This is a genomic window from Serratia sp. 25CWL12 (genome assembly GCF_055790885.1).
The window spans coordinates 3566222-3587216 of sequence record NZ_CM147698.1; the positions used below are offsets into that span (position 1 = coordinate 3566222).

Consider the following 20995-nt stretch of genomic DNA (forward strand, 5'->3'; position numbering starts at 1 on the left):
GAGCAATGGCATCGCCCCCTGCCGCCAGCATGGCGACGGCTATCTATTCGTCGCCGTTTAGACCGGCCCTATTGAGCAGAAACTGCGCCAGCATCGCCACCGGTCTGCCTGTCGCCCCCTTGTTTTTGCCTGAACGCCAAGCAGTACCGGCGATATCCAAGTGTGCCCAACCGTATTTACGGGTAAAACGCGCCAGGAAACAGCCCGCGGTAATCGCCCCACCAGGGCGGCCACCGATATTCGCCATATCAGCAAAGTTGGAATCCAACTGCTCATAATACTCTTCTGCCAGCGGCAAACGCCAAGCGCGATCCCCTGCCTGTTCAGCCGCGCCCACCAGTTCATGTGCCAGCGAATTGTGATTCGACATCAAGCCAGTCAAATGGTGGCCTAATGCGATCACACAGGCACCGGTCAAGGTAGCAATATCAATCACCACCTCGGGCTCGAAACGCTCCACATAAGTCAGAGCATCACACAACACCAGGCGACCCTCGGCATCGGTGTTCAGGACTTCCACGGTCTGGCCAGACATGGTGGTCAGTACATCACCTGGGCGGTAAGCGCGCCCACCCGGCATGTTTTCACAACCGGCCAACACACCGACCACGTTCAGTGGCAGATTCAGTTCTGCCACCACACGCATCACGCCGTACACGCTGGCCGCGCCACACATGTCATACTTCATCTCATCCATGCCATCTGCGGGTTTGATCGAGATGCCACCGGAATCGAAAGTCAGCCCTTTGCCCACCAGCACGATAGGCTTGGCATGCGGATTAGGGTCGCCTTTATATTCCATCACAGACATCAATGATTCGTTTTGCGAACCGGCCCCTACCGCCAGATAAGCGTTCATGCCCAGCTCTTTCATCTGCTGTTCGCCAATCACTCGCGTGGTGATACGGCTACTGAAGGCATCCGCCAACTGGCGTGCCTGAGAAGCCAGATAACCGGCATTACAAATATTCGGCGGCATATTGCCAAGATCTTTCGCCGCTTTAATACCGCTGGCCACCGCTAGGCCGTGCTGAATGGCGCGTTCGCCACTGGTCAGTTCCCGGCGTGTAGGCACGTTGAAGACCATTTTACGCAACGGACGGCGCGGCTCCACCTTGTTGCTTTTCAGTTGATCGAAGGTGTAAAGCGTTTCTTTGGCCGTTTCTACCGCCTGGCGCACCTTCCAGTAGTTGTTACGGCCTTTAACATGCAGTTCAGTCAGAAAGCAGACTGCCTCCATGGAGCCGGTATCGTTAAGGGTATTGATGGTTTTCTGAATCACCTGCTTGTATTGGCGTTCATCAAGCTCGCGCTCTTTGCCACAGCCAATCAGCAGGATACGTTCAGAGAGAATGTTTGGCACATGGTGCAGCAGCAAAGTCTGACCAACCTTACCCTCCAATTCACCCCGGCGCAGTAATGCGCTGATATAACCCTCACTGATTTTGTCGAGTTGTTCGGCGATAGGTGACAGGCGGCGAGGTTCAAATACCCCGACGACAATACAAGCACTACGCTGTTTTTCCGGACTACCGCTTTTTACACTGAACTCCATGCACACTCCTGAATCTTAAAGACAACGGCGGAAGCTACAGCTAAAATGGTTTATCCTCACCTTCATTCGTGCTGCCAGAATGTAGGCTGCAACTTGAATGAACTTGGGTATATACTCCCCACGAGCTCCGCCACTGAGGTAACTAACAAGGTTAACCTGAATGGTGTAAATTGTTCTGTTTCGGCACTGATAGGCTCATTCCTATCGTATCGCCAAGCAGCTTGATATTTTAAGGCTATTTTAGCTGTGAAGGTTGCCACATGATGAGAAAAAATGGCGGATTCGCGATGAACCTATCTATTTTCCTGCAAAAAGACAAGTTTTCACAGGCGTAACAAGCGTGATTATTATTAGATATCTAGTACGGGAAACACTGAAAAGCCAAATTGCCATTCTGTTTATCCTGCTTCTGATCTTTTTTTGTCAGAACTTGGTCAGGGTGTTAGGCGATGCGGTAGACGGCAATATCCCAACAAATTTAGTCTTGTCGCTGCTGGCCTTGGGTGTGCCCAAAATGGCACAGCTCATCTTGCCATTAAGCCTGTTTCTTGCCCTGTTGATGACACTTGGCCGGTTATATACCGAAAGTGAAATCACCGTGATGCAAGCCTGTGGGCTCGGTAAACGCACGCTGATTATCGCCGCGATGGTATTAGCACTGTTTACCTCACTCGTAGCAGCGGTGAACGTCTTCTGGCTGGGGCCCTGGGCGGCAGGTCACCAAGATAGCGTTATTGCCGAAGCCAAAGCCAACCCCAGTATTGCCGGGTTGACGGAGGGGCGTTTTCAATCCTCCCAGGACGGTAATGTCGTGCTGTTTGTCAGCAAAATAAAAGATAATACCTTCACAGATGTGTTTCTGGCACAACTGCGCCCCAGCGGCAATCAGCGTCCTTCGGTAGTGGTGGCTGAACACGGGGTCATCACCCAGAATCCTGACGGTTCGCAGGTCGTGATGCTGGATAAAGGAACCCGTTTTGAGGGTACCGCGTTACTGCGTGATTTCCGCGTTACCGATTTCACCGATTATAAAGCAATTATCGGCCATAAAACGGTGACGACGGATAACAACCAGAGTGACAAGTTGCTGATGAGAACGCTGTGGAAATCGGACGATCCCGATGCCCGTGCTGAGTTACATTGGCGCCTGACGCTGGTGATTTCCGTGGTATTAATGGCGTTATTGGTGGTGCCACTGAGCGTGGTCAACCCACGCCAAGGCCGGGTAGTCAGTATGCTGCCAGCGATACTGCTGTATCTGATCTTCTTTTTGTTGCAAACCTCAATACGCTCCAATGCAGGAAAGGGCAAAGTGGACCCGATGCTGTGGATGTGGTTGGTTAACCTGATGTATTTCGTACTCGCGCTACTACTTAACCTGTGGGATACCGTACCAATGCGCAGACTGCGTATGCGCCTGAGAGGAGCCGCCTGATGTTTGGCGTATTAGACCGTTATATCGGCAAGACGATTCTGAACACCATCATGATGACCCTGTTCATGCTGGTATCACTCTCTGGCATTATCAAGTTCGTCGAGCAACTGCGTAACGTTGGCAAGGGGGATTACACTGCCTTGGGTGCCGCCATGTTTACGCTACTCAGCGCACCAAAAGATATCCAGATCTTCTTTCCCATTGCTGCTTTGCTGGGATCATTGCTCGGCCTGGGTGCTTTGGCTACCCGCAGCGAACTGGTGGTGATGCAGGCTTCGGGATTCACCCGTTTGCAAATCGCCGGGGCGGTGATGAAAACCGCCATTCCACTGGTGTTACTCACCATGGCGATTGGTGAATGGGTAGTGCCGCAAAGCGAACAGATGGCACGTAACTATCGTGCACAGCAGATGTATGGCGGTTCACTGCTGTCCACCAAAGGCGGCTTGTGGGCAAAGGATGGCAACGATTTTATCTTTATTGAACGCGTATCTGGAGAAAAGGAGCTTTCCGGCGTCAATATCTATCACTTTAATGATCAACGCCGTTTGCAAACGGTGCGTTTTGCTGCCAGCGCCAATTTTGAAGATGGCAAATGGCAACTTTCCCAGGTAGAAACATCTGACCTGACTGATCCTAAACAAGTGACCGGCACGCAGACCTTGACCGGGGTTTGGCACACCAACCTGACACCCGACAAGCTCGGGGTGGTGGTGCTCGATCCTCAATCGCTCTCTATTCGCGGGTTACACAGCTATGTGAGATATCTGAAGCAAACAGGGCAAGAGTCTGACCGTTATCAGTTGGATATGTGGAGTAAAATCTTCGCCCCGCTCTCCGTGGCGGTGATGATGCTGATGGCGCTGTCATTTATCTTTGGCCCGCTACGCAGCGTAGCGATGGGGGTTCGGGTATTGTTCGGCATCAGCTTTGGTTTTGTCTTCTATGTGCTGAATCAGGTCTTTGGCCAACTGAGCCAAGTCTACAACATACCGCCGATCCTCGGTGCCGTGCTGCCGAGCTTGTTGTTCTTACTGATTAGCCTGCAAATGTTGCTGAAGAGGAGATAGTCGGCCTCTTGTCTGCTACACATGACTAAATAATAAACATTTTTATCTGTAACTTGAATTTCTTTCGGTGAATTTGATGGAAACGTGATGAAAATAGAAATACCTCTGGAAAACAGCCTGCTGGCAATGCTGCAAGCGCAGCAGGACGAATACCGTTATTTACTCTTGGACCCACTGAAAACCGTTTCACCAGTTAACCCCCTGCATCTCTCTAATTTGTGCGATGAATTGGGTGAAAAAGCACTGTTCCCGGTATTGCGCCGTGACTTGGCGCACTCGCCACAAGAGTGCCCACAGTTGGTGTTACTGGCGGCACCAGGCGAACGTTGTGATTTCCCTTGGCTGGCGGAGACGGAAAATTATGCCCGCAGCGAAGTTTGGCAAGAAAAACGCTACCTGTGCGCCTGGTTATCCAGCGCCATGCCACCAGAACAACTGGCGACCACCTTGGCAGCACAATGCAGCCAACTGACCGATCACCGTTTTATTCCGTTGTTTGAACCCTTGCGCTTTGAACTCTTACAGGCAACCGCCGGCTCGCCAGAGGCGTTGGCCGGTACTATCTGGCCCGTCAGCCACTGGGGGTTTATGAAGTTCTCCGGTGAAATTGCCTGCCAGACGGGGAAAGCCAGTGAAGCGCCCTGGAGCATAAATTGGGGCGTGGAGAGCGTACAACAGGATATTCGGCCTATTTGGCAACTCTTGCTTGCCTGGCACCGGGTTAACCCGCTGTTACCCAGTGATGCCGCGATACAGGCGGCAAACGCCTGGCGTAACACCACGAAAACCGGGCTGACTGATCCCCAGGATCGCCATTATCTGGCACTCAACCGCCTGACATTACCTGTAGATATCGAACAACACCCCGCAGTCCGGCAAGTGCTGCAACAGGTCATCGCTGACCCAAGCCAGCGCTTTATCCCGCTGTTAAGGGCACTACCAGATACTGTCTGGCTGGAGTTGGAAAACTCAATCACCACGCCGCAACACCACGATGAAGGGAGTTACCGCCATGGGGCTTAAAGAACAGATCAACCAGAACGCCGTCGCCAGCTTGCAGGCAACCTCGCTCCCTTTGGGCTGTAAAGTGTGCGAACGTCAGGGTTTGCCGATATTTCCGTTGCGCGTGGCAGCCGTACCAGCAGCGTTCTTAAACTCCCGCTGGCAACCCACTGTTCCGCCCCAGGCGGTGCCACTGACCGGGGGTGAATTCAAGTATGCCTTGCGTACCCTGCGTATGGGGTACCTGTATGTGTTGTTGGATCAAACCACCTGGATGGGATATGAGGTAACTGCCGAAGGTTATCTGCGCCAGTTCAACCCATTGGCCATGCCAGAGGCCGGAAGAGTCACCCCTCTGACTCAGGCGTGTTTGACCCATGGGCATGATATCGCCGCCAGCTTTATCAATATTGATGACACGCAATATAGCCAGGCCTGGCTAGCGTTTAGCAGTGACCCATGGAGCCTGCAAGTACTGGAAGAGTATGCCTCTGGCAAGCGCCCCACCAGCCGCTTTACCAAAATATCTCTGGCAGAGCTGAAAGCCAACCCAGGCAGTGTTCCGGGGGCGTTAGCGCTAGACCCTTCTCTTGCGACATTAAAAGCCAATGTGGCGGAATTTGCCACCAAACATTACTCCAACATCGCCAACGCACCGGGTGAGCCTGCGGGAGGGGCGCATGGTTTTTACCCGCGTTTGAACAGCGAGCTGACCTTGGGGGTACGCATTACCCAACTGCGGGCGCAATACCGTTGCCAGATAGCGGCCATCCCCCTGGAAGATCCGGTGGGTATTGTTCAGGAGTTAAACAACAGCCGGATGCAGATTGTGGAAGCTCGGCAGGCGTATATTAAACAACCTGGCGTCTTCCACAAACATATAATTTCGAAGGCTATTACTCTATTTTTTGACAAAATAAAAAAGGATATAGCAAGAGAAAGCACTCCTCGCTACAAAATGACTGGCCCTGCAATCGGGGGAGGCGTTCCAGAATATGTTCCCGCTGAAAAAGTGGCGGAGCAGACGTTCTCTAAACAATATACACGTCTGTTGGAAAGTTATAACGAACCAGCACGGGCCTCTTTCGCCGCAGAATTTGAGTTACATTTTACGACGCCTGAGCGGCAACTTAAGGGGATTGATAAGGATCTGGCAGCTTGGTACAAGTATCAGATCTGGCGAAATATCATTACCTATGATTATGCACCTGCCAGTAGTGCGCCAAGCTGGGCGGCACAAATGTTAACGCTTGCGGCCTGTGTACAGGGTGGGGCCATGGGCCAGGAAACCAAGGACGTTTGGGCCTTGTGGTTACAAAAAGCCGACTCTCCTGCCTATCTGGGCTTTACCGGAATGAAAACGTCCTTGTTGGAGACGGTTTTCAGTGGTGGCAATGTTTTCAGTAACCTCAAAACGGCGGCAACATCTGATGAATTTGGTAACTACTTAAAAAATGTTGCCATTCAGCAGGGCTGGGCAAGCCGGATGCTGGCAGTGACCAGCTCAGTAAGTCAGTTGGGCAAAACAGTAACCCCGTCCATACGCAAAAGTTACATGGCGATGATGCAAGGTGCCATGCTGACGGCTGGTGAGTCCACCGTGGTGCTGGAATATCAAACCACCCTTCGGAAATTAAAGAGAGAACTTAGAAATAACGCCAAGCTCCGCCAGTCTCTCTCCAAAAATAATGCATCCTTTGAAAATACTGGGCTTAGAGGTGGTAGTGCCGCAGTGGTGGATGAGATTATGGGAATGCGCGGCAAAGGGCTGGATGCTCAGATCAAAGTCCAACTCAGCGTCCCAGGTTCGCTAGAACAGATACAGAAGGCGGTGCCAAATATCAACATCACTGAAAGGCCTTTCGGCAACCCAGCGATGGTGAACGGTCTTGATGACTTGTTTATCTCTGATTTGTCGCTTCAGGGCAAAGGCATCAAAGGACCTGTTCTGAAGGCAAGCTATGCGCAGATGGCGGAATGGAATGAGCGCGGTAGGCGTCTTATTAGCGGTGACAGTACCGGTCTGATTCTAGGGGCCGGGTTAATGGCTTTACAGTTAGAGGACTGGAACACCAAGGCAGATGGACTGAAATATTCTGTAGGTACCGATGTAAATGCCATTGCAGACTATGCCATTAACCGTCTTCTGGTGGTGGAAGGGATGGCTGAAATGGCCGGTTTCGCGTCTAAGTTGGCGGTGCAACAGAACTGGATAACCTTGACTGCGAAGCAACAAGTACCGGAACTGGTCCGATTTGGAGCAGTGCTGGGAGGACTTGCGGGGATAGTCGATGGTCTTAGACAATGGAGTAATGCTTTTAAAGATTACCAGGCTAATGATGTTGGTGCTGGTATACTTGGTGCTGGCTCGGGGTTTTCTATAGGCACTAGTGGGGTTATTACGGCTGTTTGGGGATGGAGAGGTGTTTTTGCCTTAACTAGCAATACATGGCTACTAGGTCTAGGGCCTGCAGGATGGGCGGCAATACTTATTCTGTTGGGAATGATACTGGCCTATGAGGCTTCTGAACTCAGAAGTACGGCGTTTGAACTCTGGCTACGGCGTACCTGCTTTGGTATACCAAACGAGGGAATTAATAACTACCCGGTGTGGCAGGCCAACAGCTTGGCAGACTTAGCCGAGGCGGTGGTAGAGTACCGCGCCATAGTCAATGGTATGGTGGCAGATGTGGCCTTTGCCTCGCAGTTTGATGTGATTACTGGCAACCCGACCATTAACTCTGTTGCCTATCGTCGGGTGGATTTCAAGGTAAGTCTGCCGGGATGGAGTGAAACTGCAAGTGGTCGGTCAATAGTTTTAAGCCGTGACAGTGATGGCACAGTACTGTTTTCCCAATCACATAATGCTCCTGACCTTGATGACCATGAACAACAGACAGGGCCTAAGGGATATTATAAATATCTATGGCGTATCGATGACGTGAAGGATGAAAATGGTAAGGATACGGGATTGAAAATTCTAAATCTGGTAGTCAGTATCTGGGTAGAATATGGAAAAACTCCGAAAGTCACCCTGAAAGCAAACTACTGGCCGGATATGACTGATCCAGATCTTGTACTGGGTCTTAAGCTTAGCGCAGAGCGGGACTGAAGAATATGGGTAAGCTTAAACGACGCCAACAGAAACAACCTCAACAGATACTCCCCCGGCTTATACCGCCAGTCAAGAACTGGAGCGAAGATTTACCGGATTTGGCAGAGGAGCAACATTATCCCCCGCAACTTATCCGAGTGAATACAATTAATGATATTTGGATGGAAATTCCACGTTATGTAAATTACGGTTGGGGGATGCTATGGGCTCCCGTATTTTTATTGTGTATTTTTTTTATTATTAGTGTTATTTTTGCTTTATTGCCAAAGATCATATCTGATCCTTTATATTTACCAATTGCTTTTGTCCCTGTTTTCATTTTTTTTTCATTTTTTATCTATTGCCTCAAATCAGTTTTATTTGAGCCTCGTGGTGCACCAGTACGGTTTAACCGCAAACGGCAAAAAGTCTATGTCTATGAATATCAAAGCTGTATCTGGCCTTGGCAACGCTGGCATGCGGTGATTAAAGTGTTTGACTGGGCTGATATTCACGCCGAGCGGGTATTGATGGCCGGGCATGCGGATTGGGGGCACCGGGTTTATTGTGCTGTCTGCAAACCGGGTACTTACCAAGTAGTGGACCGATTTATTCTCACTTGGACTGTCGGCAGTATTTATGACGCCTATGGCTTATGGAGCCACTGCTGCCATTATATGCAGGCCAAACCCGTGCCGACCGCACCGTTACTGACAGACGTACCATGGAGCTGGACTCCTTTTAAAACGGTCCGTTGGCCGAAAGCCTTGGACCTCGAGTCCACCACCGCACCAGACGATTAAAAGGAATATGGTGGTGAATAAAACAAGTAAACATGCCAAAAAAGAGACCTCAGGGGAAATACCAACGCCTTGGTTAGATAAGGGGGGAGCTGGTATTTCAAAACTGACGCCGCAGGTTAAAAACTGGGAAGAGGACCTGCCTGAAAAATATGCACATCCCATTACTCCACCACAACTTATCCGGGTTAATAAAATTAATGATATCTATATGGAGATCCCTCGGTATGAAAATATTGGCTGGTCTGGGATGTGGTTTTTTTCTTTAATTTCTGCATTTCCTGTTCCTTTTATACTGATAATTTTTAATTTATCTGGATATGAGTCTGATATTGAATTTAAATTCATTTTATCATTGTTTCTGTTTTTTTTCGTAACTATGACCGCATTTTTACTCAAAATGGCTATCTTCGTCCCCCGAGGTACCCCAGTACGTTTTAACCGTAAGCGCCAAAAAGTCTATGTCTATGAACATCAACGCAGTATCTGGCCTTGGAAGCGCTGGCCTACCGTGATTAAGGTCTTTGATTGGACCGATATTCATGGTGAGATGATCCAACAATCTGGCCGCTATGATTATGGTCATCGCTTATCCTGTGCGGTATGTAAACGGGGAACCTATGAGGTGGTCGATCGGTTTACCCTAAGCTGGACAGTGGGAGATTACCAGATGATCCGTGGGTTATGGAGCCACTGTTGCCAATATATGCGGTATCAGCCAGTACCGGAAAAACCTCTGCTGAGTAAAGCCCCCTGGAGCTGGTGCCCACGCAACAATATTCACTGGCCTGCAGAACTGGACCTTGAGTCCACCACCGCACCAGACGATTAAAAGGAATATGGTGGTGAATAAAGCAAGTAAACACGCCAAAAAAGAGAGCGCAGGGGAAATACCAACGCCTTGGTTAGATGAGGGGGGATCTGGTATTTCAAAACTGACGCCACAGGTTAAAAACTGGGAAGAGGACCTGCCTGAAAAATATGCACATCCGATTACTCCACCACAACTTATCCGGGTTAATAAAATTAATGATATCTATATGGAGATCCCACGATATGAAAATATAACATGGTCTGGAATGTGGATTATGAGTATTTCGAGTCTGGTTTTTTTTTGTGTGTTCTGTTATCTTTTTTATTTCTCTGGTTCTTATTCAAGAATAACGCTAGACGATAGGATATTTACATTTATTGTTGTTTTGTTTTTTATTTCATCAACTTTGTTTTTTTAAGAATGGCCTTATTTGTCCCCCGAGGTACTCCGGTACGTTTTAACCGTAAGCGCCAAAAAGTCTATGTCTATGAACATCAACGCAGTATTTGGCCTTGGAAGCGCTGGCCTACCGTGATTAAGGTCTTTGATTGGACCGATATTCATGGTGAGTTGATACGACAGTCTGGCCGCTATGACCAAGGATACCGTTTATCCTGCGCGGTATGTAAACGGGGAACCTATGAAGTGGTGGATAGATTTATCTTGAACTGGACGAGTGGTAAAGTGCCAGTTAAAGGTGTATGGAGCCACTGTTGCCAATATATGCGGTATCAGCCAGTACCGGAAAAACCACTGCTGAGCAAAGCCCCCTGGAGCTGGTGCCCACGTAACAATATCCACTGGCCTGCAGAACTGGATCTCGAGTCCACCACGGCACCAGACGATTAAAGATGACCTATTACAACAACCTAAATCAAGCTGGCTATTAAGTAAAAAAACAGCGGGTAACAGTATAACCCGATGGCTAATGGCCTATCCCCTTAGGACATATTTATTAGCCTTGTGCACTCAACAATACAATCCCGGCTTCCTGATAATCTGCAGCATCTTCTGGCAGACGATCCAGCACGATAGTGTCGATTTGTGCCGGGGTAGCAAATTGCGCCAGTGAGGTATTGCCCAATTTGGTATGGTCACACACCACAATCACCTGATTGGCATGTTCCACCATGCTACGTTTGGTCTCTGCCAGCATAATGTCGGCGACACAGGCACCCTGATTGAGGGAAAGGGCATTCACCCCCATAAAGGCCTTATCGATATTCAACGTATCCAGCAGTGAACGGCCATTGATCGCCACCGCACAGTGGTAGCCTTTTTTAACCACCCCGCCCAACAGCACAATCTGGACAGATTCCACATCTTCCAGGCTTTTAGCGATCATAAAATCGTTGGTAATTACCGTGATATTGCGACGTTGGCGAATATGGTGGGCAATCTGCAAGGTGGTGGTGCCGGTATCCAGCACGATTATATCGCCATCTTCTACCAGGCTGGCCGCTAACTGGCCAATCTGCTGCTTGGCGGCGAGGTTCACTTCGTTACGTTGATCAGAACTGATTTCAAAACTGGCCCGGGTACGCAGAATGGCCCCACCGTGAGTGCGGGTCAGCATGCCAGCATCTTCCAGGATGCGTAGATCGGTACGGATGGTGGCGCCAGAAACATTGAAATGTTCGCTCATCTCCCCAACGGATAACTTGCGCTTCTCTTTCAGAATAATGAGCAGTCTTTCTTGGCGCTCCTCTGCGTACATAGATACTCCCAGTGGACAAAACGATGTGCGGGTAATATACCCCGCGCAGAGAAGGCTGGCAAAAGGGAGCATCGGGCGATTAATGCCAGCCATACGGCATACCAACCCACCGTTCACCTACCCGATATGCCTCATGATACCTATTTAGCACCAGGATCTACTGGCTAAGATGCGCTATTGTAATAGGTATATTTTTGACGTAACAAGAACCTATTAACCTCAACAGTAAGTAAACCATGCAAAATCGGCTGACAATCAAAGATATCGCCCGTCTGAGTGGCGTAGGTAAATCCACCGTATCACGTGTCATCAATCATGAAGGCAGTGTAAGCCCACAGACCCGTGAACGGGTGGAAGCGGTGATCCATGCTCATGGCTTTACCCCCTCAAAATCAGCACGGGCGATGCGCGGCCAGAGTGACAAAGTGGTAGCGATTATTGTTTCCCGTCTTGATTCTCCATCAGAAAACCAGGCGGTGCGCACCATGTTGCCACTCCTCTACCTACAGGGTTTTGACCCTATCGTGATGGAAAGTCAATTTGACTGCCGCCTGGTGCAGGAGCACCTTAAAATACTGCAACAGCGTAATGTCGATGGGGTGATCCTGTTTGGCTTTACTGGCCTGACTGCCGACATGTTTAACGCATGGCAGGATAAAATGGTGGTGGTCGCTCGTGAGTATGCCGGTATCTCTTCGGTCTGTTATGACGATGAAGGTGCAGTAAAACTATTAATGCAGCGTCTGCACCAACAGGGCCATCGCCATATTAGCTACCTTGGCGTGCAAAGTACCGATGCCACCACCGGGATGCGTCGCCACCAGGCCTACCTGGATCACTGCCAACAATACCAAATCCCCCCCGTCGTCGCGCTGGGGGAATTGAGCTATCAGAGTGGTTTTCAACTGGTTGCCAGTGTGATCAAACCTGATACTACCGCGCTGGTGTGTGCCTCAGATACCATCGCCCTCGGCGCCATAAAATATCTGCAACAGCAGCAGATCGCCCCGTTGCAAGTGTGCGCCATTGGCAATACGCCAATGCTCAACTTCTTGTTCCCTGAAACAGTTTCTGTCGATCTGGGTTATGGCACTGCCGGACAACAAGCGGCACAACTGTTACTTGCTCAGTTGAGTGGTAGCCAGGGTATTCGCCAAATCGTTATCCCCAGTCAACTGGCCTAACCGCAAAGGTCTGGGTAGACACACTGCCTAGCCCTTCCCGCTGCACTTATTCTGTGATCATCCACTCGTAATGGGAACGTTCCCATTTTATAAAAAACAATAAATGGATAAGCTCATATACTTAAAATAATTCGAGTTGCTTGATAAAACGCTAGGCGTTTTGAACAGCGCTTGCGCTGGCCCTTTAAGGCGAGGCTCATGGACAAGACGAGTAACTGCAGCCAACACCCAAGCAGCTTGAAGAATAAAGTGTATAGCCATCACACCTCTGCGTCTCACTAATTACGAAGGGTCACATAATGAGTAAAGTTCAGCAGCAGGACATTAATCGCTTGATAGTGCTGGTGGGTGGCCGTAAAAATGTCGCCACCGTCAGCCACTGTATTACCCGCCTGCGTTTTGTGCTTAACGATCCCAGCAAAGCCAACCCGAAAGCGATCGAAGAACTACGTATGGTCAAAGGTTGTTTTACCAACGCGGGGCAATTTCAGGTGGTGATCGGCCCTGAAGTAGGGGATTACTATCAGGCGTTAATCACCACCCTCGACCTTAAGGAAGCGGATAAAGAGCAGGCCAAGCTGGCAGCTCGCCAGAATATGACCTGGTTTGAGCGCGGCATTTCCCATTTTGCTGAGATCTTCTTCCCGTTGTTACCGGCACTGATCAGCGGTGGTTTGATCCTCGGTTTCCGCAATGTGATCGGCGATATCCCGATGTCCGATGGCAAAACGCTGGCCCAGATGTACCCCGCCTGGAAAACGATTTACGACTTCCTATGGTTACTGGGTGAAGCCATCTTTATGTTTCTACCTGTTGCCATCTGCTGGTCTACGGTGAAAAAAATGGGGGGAACCCCGGTGCTGGGTATCGTTATGGGGGTTACCCTGGTATCACCACAACTGATGAACTCCTTCCTACTCGGCCAGCAAATACCCGACGTGTGGAATTTTGGCTGGTTCACCATTGAAAAAGTGGGTTATCAGGCACAAGTGATCCCGTCGATCCTCGCGGGGATCACCTTAGGCTGGATCGAAACCCGCTTGAAAAAGATCGTGCCCGACTATCTGTATCTGGTTATCGTGCCAGTAGTGTCCTTATTGTTGGCGGTGTTCCTGGCGCATACCTTGATCGGGCCATTTGGCCGAATGGTTGGCGATGGTGTCGCCTGGGTAGTGAAATGGGTGATGACCGGCAGCTTTGCCCCAATCGGCGCTGCGTTGTTTGGTTTCCTGTATGCCCCGCTGGTGATCACTGGTGTACACCAAACCACGCTGGCGATTGATATGCAGATGGTGCAAAGCATGGGGGGAACGCCGGTCTGGCCACTGATAGCCCTGTCCAACATTGCTCAGGCTTCGGCGGTGGTCGGTATCATTATTGTCAGCCGCAAAGTGAATGAACGCGAAATTTCGGTACCGGCGGCGATTTCCGCCTACCTCGGCGTTACCGAACCGGCCATGTATGGTATCAACCTCAAATACCGCTTCCCCATGTTGTGCGCGATGATCGGTTCTGCCATTGCCGGCCTGATCTGCGGCCTGACGGGGGTGCTGGCCAATGGCATCGGTGTGGGTGGTTTGCCCGGTATTCTGTCGATTCAACCCCAATTCTGGTTGATCTATTCCCTGGCTATCCTGATTGCGGTGGTGATCCCGCTGCTACTGACGATGATGGTTTACAAACACAAAGCCAAACGTGGCGATTTACCACAATAAACGCCCCCAGACGTCACTCAAGCGACAGCTAACCGTGCTGTCGCTTGGTGCGGGAAACAGGTTACAACCTAAAGGTATGACTATGAGCAATCCAATCCCTTGGTGGCAGAATGGAGTCATCTATCAAATCTACCCCAAAAGTTTTCAGGACAGCACCGGTAATGGCTTTGGTGATCTGGCTGGGGTCACCCGGCGGCTGGACTACCTACAAGAATTGGGCGTTGATGCTATCTGGTTAACCCCCGTCTATGTCTCTCCACAAGTGGATAATGGCTATGATGTGGCGGACTACTGTGCCATCGATCCCGCCTACGGTACCCTGGCTGACTTTGAACATCTGGTCGCGCAGGCCCACCAGCGCGGCATCCGTATTGTGATGGATATGGTATTTAACCATACCTCTACCGAGCACCCCTGGTTTAAAGCGGCGCAGGACCACCACAGCCCACTGCGCCAGTTCTATATCTGGCGCGATGGTACCGACAACGCGCCACCCAATAACTGGCGTTCCAAGTTTGGCGGGAACGCCTGGCAATGGCATGCACCAAGCGGCCAATACTATCTGCATCTGTTTGCCACCGAACAGGCGGATTTGAACTGGGAACACCCCCCGGTGCGCGAAGAACTGAAAAAGGTTTGTCAGTTCTGGGCGGATAAAGGGGTTGATGGCTTACGCCTTGATGTGATCAATCTGGTTTCCAAACAACAAGATTTCCCCGATGACAATCAGGGCGATGGCCGCCGTTTCTATACAGATGGGCCACGAATCCACGAATTTTTGCAAGAAATGAGCCGGGATGTGTTTCAGCCACGCGGCTTGATGACCGTGGGTGAAATGTCATCCACCTCATTAGCGCACTGCCAGCAATATGCCGCGCAAAGTGGTAAAGAACTGTCGATGACCTTCAACTTTCACCACTTGAAAGTGGACTATGCCGATGGACAAAAGTGGACATTAGCCGCCCCCGATTATGTTGAGCTCAAGCGGATATTCAATCACTGGCAGCAAGGCATGCATAACCAAGCCTGGAATGCGCTGTTCTGGTGTAATCATGACCAACCGCGTATCGTTTCACGCTTTGGTGACCAAGGCGCACTGCGGGTCACCGCCGCCAAAATGCTGGCGATGGTGCTACACGGTATGCAAGGCACCCCCTATATTTATCAGGGGGAAGAGCTCGGTATGACCAACCCCGGTTTTAGCCATATCGAACAGTATCGCGATGTGGAAAGCCTGAATATGTATGCCGAACTGCATGCTCAAGGCAAGAGTGATGAAGAACTGTTGGCAATCCTGGCCAGTAAATCTCGTGATAATAGCCGCACCCCAATGCAGTGGGACGATACCGCCAACGCTGGCTTTACCCGTGGAACGCCCTGGATCAGTTGTGCGGATAATTACCAGCAAATTAACGCCAAAGCGGCATTGGCTGACCCGAACTCGGTGTTTTACGCCTATCGCCACCTGATTGCCCTGCGTAAACAGTACCCGCTGTTAACTTACGGTGACTATCAGGACCTGGCGCCCACTCATCCCGCTTTGTGGTGTTATCAACGCAGTTGGAATGGGCAGCGGTTATTGGTGGTCGCTAACTTGAGTAAACAACCTTTACCTTGGGATGCCGCAGGTGTTGAACTGGCTCAACTGTGGCGGCCATTAATCAGTAACTATGACGATGCCATCGAACAGCCGCAAAGCAGCCTATTGCGACCATTCGAAGCCATCTGGTGGTTATTGGAATAAAGATTTTAATTCAATATACTACCGCATCATTTATGTCGTGACTTGCCTCTTACCAGAGGCAAGTCACGATTATGGTCGTGTTCAAACTCCGCGCCAGGGAATATCAGAACTTACCGCGTAATTTATTAATTTATACCCGTCATACTTCAAATTGCATGTGTGTTGGCTTTCCTCGCTCACCCCAGTCACTTACCCGTGTAAGCTCCTGGGGATTCTCTGCGTCGCCGCCTTCCTGCAAAACGAATTATTTAGGGTATAGTCGAAAAATGCAATAAACCGATTTTAACAGAGCTTCTATCCTGGCATTCTGAATAAAGGCAGATAAACCTGGAACTACCTAGACCCATCACCTTGATTTCCCCCAACTTCTTTCCGACCAATCAAATTAGAACTTTCCTAAATATAGCGTTATAATTCTTCACCGGCTCATTTTTTGAGCTTTTATGGTGCGGTTTTTACACTATGTGACTTATTTTTAAGGGATAATAGATGAAAAAGGTAACAGGAATTATTTTTGCTACAGTCCTTCTGGCATTAGTGGGTAATACAGCAAATTCAGCAAGTAGTTCAGGTGGCAACTTTTCAGCAACGCAAGAAACATTATCATCAGATAATAAAGCGGACATTAAGTCAGATTTAACTGATTTAAGTCGCCTTATGAAAGCACATAACAGTGATGTAGCTAAAATAAAAATTGAATTATCAGAAGCTGGAAAAAAAGAAGATGCTGATGGGATGATTAAAGCATTTGATAAAGTTAAATCCAGCGTTATAGAACTCACCAACCAATTGAAAGCGCTGACCATTAAAAGCCAAGAATTACAAGATGTCAGAATGGACATAGTTACAAGCAATGATATCGGGATTATATTGTTAGATTTCGTTAAAAAGAATATTGAACTTAATAAAAAAGGGCAATCCCTTTCTGAAAGTGAGGTTCAACAAATGAATTCTCTTCAGGAAAAATCTGTCACCCTAATGAAGATATATGGGGAAAAACTGAACAAATTGAATAAAGAATACAATATTCAATAAATTACTCTAATTACTGGGAATGTATTTTTATATCCAAGTCCAATAAAGTGATAAGACAAAACACAACGCTTGCATTGGGCTGTTGGAAGAGCCTCAGGGAAGAGGCGAGTAACGCACGACTTGCAGTATAAGGAATATATCCTGCTTTCAGTACATCGGTTTTCATGGTGCAATTTTTATACTATGACACTTAATCTGCAGGGATAGCATAGGTTTTAAGGAGAAACAATGAGAAAGCTAATCACTGCTATCTGCGCCACAGCACTCCTGGCATTGTTCAGTCACACTGCTAATTCAACCAGCAGTGTAGAAGGCAACGCATCAACAAAGCAAGAAACGTTATCAGCAGATAACACGCCAGACATTAAAGCAGATTTAACTGCTTTGAATGATATTATTAAAAAATCCGACACCTTCACGAAAAAGTTGCCAGACGAGTTATGGAACGCAATGAGTAGCCCTAATAAAGAAACGAAAGAAAAAGCATTTGAAAATATGATATCCAATTTTGAAAAAACCAATGAACAACTGATTAATTGGCAAGTTAAAAGCAAAGAAATACAAGAAATGAAAGAGGAATTCATTACGATAAATGAATTATCGAGCAAAATCACCAAATACCTTAATCATCCAGATAAACTTTCGGAACAAGATATTAAAGAAATGTTATTACTTCAGAATAAACTTATTCCCATGCAGGCTGGTTTTCAGCAGCATCTTGATAAGTTAAATGCCAAACATAACAAATAATTATACTTGTTAGGTATTAAATGGTGACGCCCCCGCCACCTTTCAACCGGCAGAGATATTTCCCGTACAGAAATCACCCAATAAAAAATAGGCTCCGCCCCTGAAAGAGAATAACGCCTCTCATATCAACCGGCCCTTTACCGCTCTATCATTTCTTATCATCACCCTTTGAATAGTGATTCTCAGAAGCCTGATAAAATTGTCTTGGGATTAATCCTTTACCTCACCAAATTTAGACCTCACTACGCAAAAATAGGGTTTTACAACCCACATAGCGCGGTACCAAAAAATATTTTCTTCGCATCAGATCAATTATTCAGGCTAAAGTGTGAAGAGAGTCTCAAATTGGCCATGCATTTACTTTATGCGGCAAGAATAATATGTAATGATTAATAAAAAAATATAAAACCAACCAATTTAAAATAGTGATTAAAACCAGGTTACTGAAAGTTCGTTTCATCTGTGGTTTATTTTACCTGTTACCTAAGTGACTTCAGGACGTAGGTCAGTGGCAATTCAGTAAAGCGTCTCGAAATTATTACCCCAATGACGGGGCGTGAACAAGCCGTTTAGCCAATCATTCTGCACCTTGAAGGATCACCGGTATCACGATATGGAGTTTTCTTTATGCGTTTTAAAAGAAAGTCGATACTGATATTCAGTGGGTTGTTAGCGGCCAGCTTAGCCGGGTGTGATAATAATGATTCTTACGTGGCGCCAAGCTCTCAGGCAGAATTGGAAAGTAGGAATATTCCAATTATTACTGTCGGTACGCTGAAATTTAAAGATATGAATAAAAATGGTCAGCTCGACCCTTATGAAGACTGGCGTCTCGACAGTGCCACCCGAGCTCACGACCTGACCACCCGCATGAGCGTGGAAGAAAAAGCCGGAGCCATGATGCACGGTACCATCGCCCTTGATAACGCCGGGCGTGTCGATCTCAGTGCGACCGAAGAAGACATTAATCAACGCCTCGCCAACACCTTTATTACCCGTATGGCCGGCAACCCCCAGTTTATTTCTGCTGATAACAACGCATTACAGGAAATGGCCGAGAAAACCCGCCTGGGTATTCCCCTGACCATCAGTACCGACCCGCGCAACCACTTTGTTAATGACCCCAACGCGACCAGTATTGCAGCGGGGAGCTTCTCACAATGGCCAGAACCCCTTGGCCTGGCAGCAATAGATGATACTGCTCTGGTCAAAACTTTTGGTGATATCGCACGCCAGGAATATCGGGCTGTCGGGATCCATATGGCATTGTCACCGCAGGCCGACCTGTCTACCGAACCACGCTGGGGGCGCATCAATGGCACCTTTGGTGAAGATAACCAACTGGCCAAACGTTTGGTGCAAGCCTATATCGAAGGCTTCCAGAATGGCGACAAAGGCTTGACCCCGAATAGTGTTATCACGGTAGTCAAACATTTTGCCGGGGGTGGCCCTCAGTTGAATGGGCTGGATCCACACAACGCCTTTGGTAAACAGCAGGTCTACCCGGGGGAAAACCTGGAATACCACTTGGTGCCGTTTGAAGGTGCATTTGCCGCCAAGGTCGCTTCGGTGATGCCTTATTACGGTCAGCCAATCAATTTGTGGTACAAGGAGCAACTGGTTGAGGAGGTCGGTTTTGGCTTTAACAAACTGGTATTGAGCGAAATATTGCGTGGCCGCTTTGGTTTCACCGGTGTGGTGTTAAGCGACTGGGGTATTTTGGAAAGCTGCGAAGGCAAATGTATCACTGGTAACAGCGATGCCGATATCGCGGCTGGTGTTTCACCTTGGGCCGCTGGCATCGGGATGCCATGGGGAGTTGAAAACCTCACGCGTCAAGAACGGGTGGTGAAAGCGGTTGAGGCCGGTATCGACCAGTTCGGCGGAACCACCGACTCCAGCGATCTGATCGCCGCCATCAACGAGCAACAAATACCGGTGGCGACTATCGACGCTTCAGTCACGCGTATTTTGCAGCAAAAATTTGAACTGGGGCTGTTTGAGAAACCCTACGTCAATGAAGCTCAGGCGGTGAAAATTGTCGGCAACCGTGAATTCCAACAAAAAGGGGATGACGCACAGCGCCGTTCGCAGATCCTGCTGCAGAATAACCGTACCCTGTTACCCTTAGCGTTGAGCGGTAAGAAGGTGTTCCTGCATAACGTTAATGCCAGCGTGGCAGCACAATATGGTATGGAAGTGGTTGCTACACCAGAAGAAGCTGAAATCGCTATCCTGCGGGTAGATACTCCCCATCAAAACGATCCCCACTATCCCTTTGGTGTACTGGTCAACTTTGGGCAATTGGGCTTTGACGATGCCGATACCGTGGTGCTGGATAAGAAAACCGGCACTTACAGCGGCAGTGAGGACTACCAGCTTATCAAACGGGTGAAGGCACACAATATTCCAACGGTGATTTCCGTTTACCTTGATCGCCCAGCCATCCTGACCAATATCGTCGATAAAACGGATGTGCTGCTGGCTAACTTCGGTGCTTCCGACCAAGCCGTGCTGGATGTTATTACAGGTAAGAGCAAGGCACAGGGTAAATTACCCTTCGAGTTGCCCTCCAGTTGGCAAGCGGTGTTGGAACAGAAAGAAGATGTACCGCATGACTCTGCCAACCCACTGTTCCCTATTGGTGCGGGTATTTTGTAACCCCAGGCTGGCTGTCACTCCACCAAGCCCCAGTAACTTGGTTAGCCGAGTTTCTGGGGTAAATACTCGTATTGTTTGCAACCAGAGAGATCCACAGCCATTTTGACTCAACGGTTCAGGTCGCTATAGACAGCGCCTTATTGACCGCCTATTTCGCTTGCCCAGCTCTCTCTTTGGATGCTTAAAGTGATCTAAATCACGCTTTGGTGATTTCTTTACGTTTTGACAATCTGGCAACAATAAGGTGCAGTCCCCCTGATAGCAAGGGCTACCCTTGTTACTGAAATGTACCGCTGTACAGCGTTCAAACTCTCTCCCAAATTCCTTGCCCTACATCAACAAAAAACACAACACACCCATATATAGTGCACTAAAATATATAAACACCTATATATAGTAGTTATCCACAATGTCATCCA

At 48.8% G+C, this 20995-nt stretch carries 16 protein-coding genes; 14 read left to right on the forward strand and 2 right to left on the reverse strand.

The genetic code is table 11. The annotated features are described in order from the left end of the window. Window positions 1-43 precede the first annotated feature (43 nt). Entirely contained in the window at window positions 44-1555 is a 1512-nt protein-coding gene (pepA, locus tag ACX9GV_RS15380; RefSeq protein ID WP_023489588.1) for a leucyl aminopeptidase, read from the reverse strand. A gap of 340 nt (window positions 1556-1895) precedes the next feature. On the opposite strand from pepA, the gene lptF reads away from it, so the two are divergent. The 8 genes from lptF to ACX9GV_RS15420 all read left to right on the forward strand — a co-directional run bounded on the left by lptF (window position 1896) and on the right by ACX9GV_RS15420 (window position 10619). Beyond that, window positions 1896-2990, forward strand: coding sequence for an LPS export ABC transporter permease LptF (gene lptF, locus ACX9GV_RS15385; RefSeq protein ID WP_473196099.1), 1095 nt, complete (start codon window positions 1896-1898; stop codon window positions 2988-2990). After that, window positions 2990-4060: an LPS export ABC transporter permease LptG gene (lptG, locus tag ACX9GV_RS15390; RefSeq protein WP_473196100.1), complete on the forward strand. Its 1071-nt coding sequence runs from the start codon at window positions 2990-2992 to the stop codon at window positions 4058-4060. The genes lptF and lptG overlap by 1 nt, the downstream gene beginning before the upstream one ends. 87 nt (window positions 4061-4147) lie before the next feature. Further along, a complete protein-coding gene (locus ACX9GV_RS15395) occupies window positions 4148-5083 on the forward strand; it encodes a hypothetical protein (protein ID WP_473196101.1) in 936 nt (311 codons plus the stop codon). After that, window positions 5073-8174 (forward strand): T6SS effector BTH_I2691 family protein, encoded by a 3102-nt coding sequence (locus tag ACX9GV_RS15400; protein WP_473196102.1) that lies wholly within the window; start codon window positions 5073-5075, stop codon window positions 8172-8174. The genes ACX9GV_RS15395 and ACX9GV_RS15400 overlap by 11 nt, the downstream gene beginning before the upstream one ends. Before the next feature lie 101 nt (window positions 8175-8275). Beyond that, complete coding sequence (locus ACX9GV_RS15405) at window positions 8276-8959, forward strand: DUF6708 domain-containing protein (protein ID WP_473196103.1); 684 nt, start codon at window positions 8276-8278, stop codon at window positions 8957-8959. Between the two features lie 13 nt (window positions 8960-8972). Beyond that, on the forward strand, window positions 8973-9788 hold the full coding sequence (locus ACX9GV_RS15410) for a DUF6708 domain-containing protein (protein ID WP_473196104.1): 816 nt from the start codon (window positions 8973-8975) through the stop codon (window positions 9786-9788). 13 nt (window positions 9789-9801) lie between these two features. Continuing rightward, complete coding sequence (locus tag ACX9GV_RS15415) at window positions 9802-10188, forward strand: hypothetical protein (RefSeq protein WP_473196105.1); 387 nt, start codon at window positions 9802-9804, stop codon at window positions 10186-10188. 2 nt (window positions 10189-10190) lie between these two features. Next, a complete protein-coding gene (locus ACX9GV_RS15420) occupies window positions 10191-10619 on the forward strand; it encodes a DUF6708 domain-containing protein (protein WP_473196106.1) in 429 nt (142 codons plus the stop codon). A 106-nt stretch (window positions 10620-10725) separates the two neighbouring features. Here the strand turns inward: ACX9GV_RS15420 and ACX9GV_RS15425 are convergent, their stop codons facing one another. Then, complete coding sequence (locus tag ACX9GV_RS15425; protein ID WP_473196107.1) at window positions 10726-11487, reverse strand: DeoR/GlpR family DNA-binding transcription regulator; 762 nt, start codon at window positions 11485-11487, stop codon at window positions 10726-10728. 236 nt (window positions 11488-11723) lie between these two features. Between ACX9GV_RS15425 and treR the strand changes: the two genes are divergently transcribed. The 6 genes from treR to ACX9GV_RS15455 all read left to right on the forward strand — a co-directional run bounded on the left by treR (window position 11724) and on the right by ACX9GV_RS15455 (window position 20576). Beyond that, window positions 11724-12671 carry a trehalose operon repressor TreR gene (treR, locus tag ACX9GV_RS15430; protein WP_473196108.1) on the forward strand — a complete coding sequence of 316 codons (948 nt, stop codon included), beginning with the start codon at window positions 11724-11726 and terminating at the stop codon, window positions 12669-12671. A 299-nt stretch (window positions 12672-12970) separates the two neighbouring features. Next, window positions 12971-14386 (forward strand): PTS trehalose transporter subunit IIBC, encoded by a 1416-nt coding sequence (gene treB / locus ACX9GV_RS15435; protein WP_473196109.1) that lies wholly within the window; start codon window positions 12971-12973, stop codon window positions 14384-14386. 82 nt (window positions 14387-14468) lie between these two features. Continuing rightward, window positions 14469-16130: an alpha,alpha-phosphotrehalase gene (treC, locus tag ACX9GV_RS15440; RefSeq protein ID WP_473196110.1), complete on the forward strand. Its 1662-nt coding sequence runs from the start codon at window positions 14469-14471 to the stop codon at window positions 16128-16130. 489 nt (window positions 16131-16619) lie between these two features. Then, complete coding sequence (locus ACX9GV_RS15445) at window positions 16620-17165, forward strand: hypothetical protein (RefSeq protein WP_473196111.1); 546 nt, start codon at window positions 16620-16622, stop codon at window positions 17163-17165. Between the two features lie 228 nt (window positions 17166-17393). Further along, complete coding sequence (locus ACX9GV_RS15450; protein ID WP_473196112.1) at window positions 17394-17915, forward strand: hypothetical protein; 522 nt, start codon at window positions 17394-17396, stop codon at window positions 17913-17915. Window positions 17916-18542: 627 nt separating this feature from the next. Further along, on the forward strand, window positions 18543-20576 hold the full coding sequence (locus ACX9GV_RS15455) for a glycoside hydrolase family 3 protein (protein WP_473196113.1): 2034 nt from the start codon (window positions 18543-18545) through the stop codon (window positions 20574-20576). Window positions 20577-20995 lie beyond the last annotated feature (419 nt).